Here is a 3161-nt window from a genome sequence, read left to right on the forward strand (position 1 = left end):
GTTAGCGCCCATGCCGGGCGCACCTAAAAAAACCAATTCTTAAAATTAAGAAATTGGTTTTTTCTATAGCTAATTAAAGATGAATGGCATTAACTATTAATAGCATCCATGCAGCAAATTCATTGTTTGTTTGTAAGCGCCGGATATGAATTTAATCAAAAATACCACAAATAGACAGTTATCGACCAGAATTACTTGGCCTGATAGCTGTCTATTGTTGTTTACAGTGTAATTGCACGGTTTCGGACCAAGGTAAATAGTCTTTCAATGTGCTTGAATCTACAACTTTCAAATTAGGAATTTCTCTGAATAAGTAATTTAGATATTTACGAACATCTAAATTATTTAACTCGGCTGTTTTCATGATGCTTAGAATTACGCCATTGGATGTGGCTCCTTGTAAACTGGTGGAAAACAACCAGTTTTTCCGGCCCATAACTAATTCTTTAATCATGCATTCGGCCTTATTGTTAGAGAACTCTAAGCGGCCATCATTGAAAATTTCCATCATGGCTTGCCGCTGTTTCGCCGCATATTCACCAGCACGGCCTAATTTAGAATGCGGCAATATATTCGCATTTTCTAACCATTGCCAGAAAGCGTCCATAACTGGTTTAAGTTCTGCTTGTCGTGCTGTTAAGCGCTCCTCCGGAGTTAGAGCTTGCCATTTTCGCTCTAACTGGAACATCTTTTGCCAGTAACGGTAACCTATGTACGCTGGACTACTTTGATTTGGCTGCTTTTTATTACCAATTGCCTCATAGAACTTTCGTCTAATATGAGCAGCGCAAGCTACTAAGGTAATCTCAGGTAATAAGTGATAAGCTCCCCAACCATCACAATGTAGATAGCCTTTAAAACCATCTAAAAAACCAAGTGGCACCTCGTGTCCCCGTGTTTCAGCGTGATGGTATAAGACAATTTGCCGCTTTTCACTATTACCTGAACAGAACTGCCAGTAATAAGTTTTGGTTTTATCACTCTCAATAACCTGATAACTAGTCTCATCGGCATGCAAAACGTCTTGCTGTTTCATTTCATCTTGAAGCAGTTTGTAAACTGGCTGAAGGACTTGTTCACTACTGATAATTTGCCAGTTACAGATGTTATCGCGATTTATCTCCAGTCCAATGGACTTCCAATATTTTTCTTGCCGATAGGCAGGGACTTTTTGTTGAAACTTTTGAATGATAGTTTCGGCAACAATGGAACCAGATCCTAAGCTATTGGTAATTAATGGTTTAGGAACCGCAGCTTTCTTATTTCTTTTTCTTATTTCTTAATGGAAGTAATCCCTTGTTGCTCACAATGTTTACACACATAACTATGTTGGTTATAAATTAGGCGCGTAATCTTAGCGGGAATAAATGCTAATTCACTTCTAATCGGTATGCTGCCCATGTCGGTCATTTCGACGCCACAGTGTTGGCAATCTCGTTCACTAATTAACAGTTCTTTTTCAATTTGCTCGACGGGAAATTTTGCCAATTTATCTGCTTTTGTTCCTTTGGCCTTACGTCGGTAATTTTTAACTTCGATTACGGGTTCATCTTGTGCAGGAGTTGCTGGTTCATTACCATTGTTAAACAACGATAGTTGTCCGTCTTGATCGGGAATAACTTCTTTGGATTTACCGAACAGTTTGCGGTTCATCTCGGCAATCAGTTCATTCAAGTAGGTGATTTCTTGATGTAATTGGTCCACTTGTCGGTTGGCTTGCGCTAACTGTTTGACTAATTCTTCATTATTTTTAACTAGCGTTGCCATAACATCAGACACAGAAATCACCACTTTCGTTTTATTTAATAGAAAGTAGTGTATCATATTCGTTTGCTTTTACCTAACTAAAATTGACCTTGAGATGCGCTATGTACTGACTGACGTTGTTCTACCTTAAGTCCTTCAAACAGCCAACGAAGTTGTTGCTGAGAAAGCTGTTTAACTTCCTGACGATGACGTGGCCAACGCAACTTTCCGTTTTCTAGTCGTTTGTACAACAGAAGAAAACCATCACCGTCCCAATATAACATCTTAAAACGATCGGATCGTACGCCACAAAAAAGAAATAAGGCATCTGTATATACGTCAAGTTGGTATTCATCTTTTACGATTGTAGCTAGACCATCAATACCGCGCCGTAAATCAGTTTTGCCACAAACAATGTAAATATGGGCAATTCGCGTATAGTCAACGAGCATTAGTTTTCAACTCCTTCAGAATGATATAGAGAATATATTTATCGATGTCGTTATGAATTTGAATCTTGATATCTCTATACTGAAGCGTGGCTGCAACCCCGTTGATTTTTTGAGGAGTGCTCTCACGATCGCTTGAATTCATCTCAATCTGGACAATATCTTTCAAAAGAAAAACCTCCTTCAATTAACTGATAAATCCAGTTTAAAGAAAAAGGTTGGTATTTGATAGGTACTAAGTTATCCGGCGCTTACGTTTGTTTTTGTGTTATATATTAAGATGAATTTCACTTTAATAAATTGGAGGTATTTATCATGTCCGACAACAAAAAGTCTAAAAAAGATTTAAAGAATAAGTTATCTAAAGAAGCATTTGAAGTCACGCAACATGGCGCTACAGAAACACCGTTTAGTGGTCAATATGATGATTTCTATCAAGAAGGTATTTACGTTGATGTTATTAATGGCAAAGCTTTATTTAGTTCCACTGATAAATATGATGCTGGGTGTGGTTGGCCATCATTCACAAAACCAATTGACAGCAACGTAACTCAAGATCATCGTGATAGCTCATTTGGTATGGAGCGCACAGAAGTTCAAAGAACAGATACAGGTTCACATTTAGGTCATGTTTTTACTGATGGACCAACTGAAAAAGGAGGTTTACGATACTGTATTAATTCTGCAGCATTAAAATTCATTCCTAAGAAAAAAATGCAAAAGAACGGATATTCTAAATATTTAAGTTTATTTTCTTAAGGATCATTTTTAAACTACTTTGAATAATATATATTATGTAAACTAGAATAAAAATCATCTTTCTTATTCTAAATTAAATACACATCTTCCCTCCTATTTATATTATCAAACAATCAAAATAAAAAAGGCAAAAATAAAAAAGGATTGACCATTTTCGTAAATGATCAATCCTTTTTCGGTTCTTCGTCAACTGTTGTTGGTGAACAA

Annotated in this window: 5 protein-coding genes; 1 reads left to right on the top strand and 4 read right to left on the bottom strand. The window is 36.7% G+C overall.

Annotated elements, in window-relative coordinates:
• Nucleotides 1-211 precede the first annotated feature (211 nt).
• The 4 genes from tnpC to IV84_RS10985 all read right to left on the bottom strand — a co-directional run bounded on the left by tnpC (nt 212) and on the right by IV84_RS10985 (nt 2364).
• Entirely contained in the window at nt 212-1276 is a 1065-nt protein-coding gene (tnpC, locus tag IV84_RS10220) for an IS66 family transposase (RefSeq protein WP_226997977.1), read from the bottom strand.
• Entirely contained in the window at nt 1273-1779 is a 507-nt protein-coding gene (locus tag IV84_RS11270) for an IS66 family transposase zinc-finger binding domain-containing protein (RefSeq protein ID WP_052694542.1), read from the bottom strand. Before IV84_RS11270 ends, tnpC begins: the two co-directional genes overlap by 4 nt.
• A gap of 65 nt (nt 1780-1844) precedes the next feature.
• Nucleotides 1845-2198 carry an IS66 family insertion sequence element accessory protein TnpB gene (gene tnpB / locus IV84_RS10230; RefSeq protein WP_046872076.1) on the bottom strand — a complete coding sequence of 118 codons (354 nt, stop codon included), beginning with the start codon at nt 2196-2198 and terminating at the stop codon, nt 1845-1847.
• Nucleotides 2188-2364, bottom strand: coding sequence for a hypothetical protein (locus tag IV84_RS10985; RefSeq protein WP_155386988.1), 177 nt, complete (start codon nt 2362-2364; stop codon nt 2188-2190). Before IV84_RS10985 ends, tnpB begins: the two co-directional genes overlap by 11 nt.
• Before the next feature lie 146 nt (nt 2365-2510).
• Between IV84_RS10985 and msrB the strand changes: the two genes are divergently transcribed.
• Entirely contained in the window at nt 2511-2954 is a 444-nt protein-coding gene (gene msrB / locus IV84_RS10235; protein ID WP_046872075.1) for a peptide-methionine (R)-S-oxide reductase MsrB, read from the top strand.
• The last annotated feature ends 207 nt before the right edge of the window (nt 2955-3161 follow it).

It is taken from the genome of Pediococcus damnosus, from assembly GCF_001437255.1.
Lineage (GTDB): Bacteria > Bacillota > Bacilli > Lactobacillales > Lactobacillaceae > Pediococcus > Pediococcus damnosus.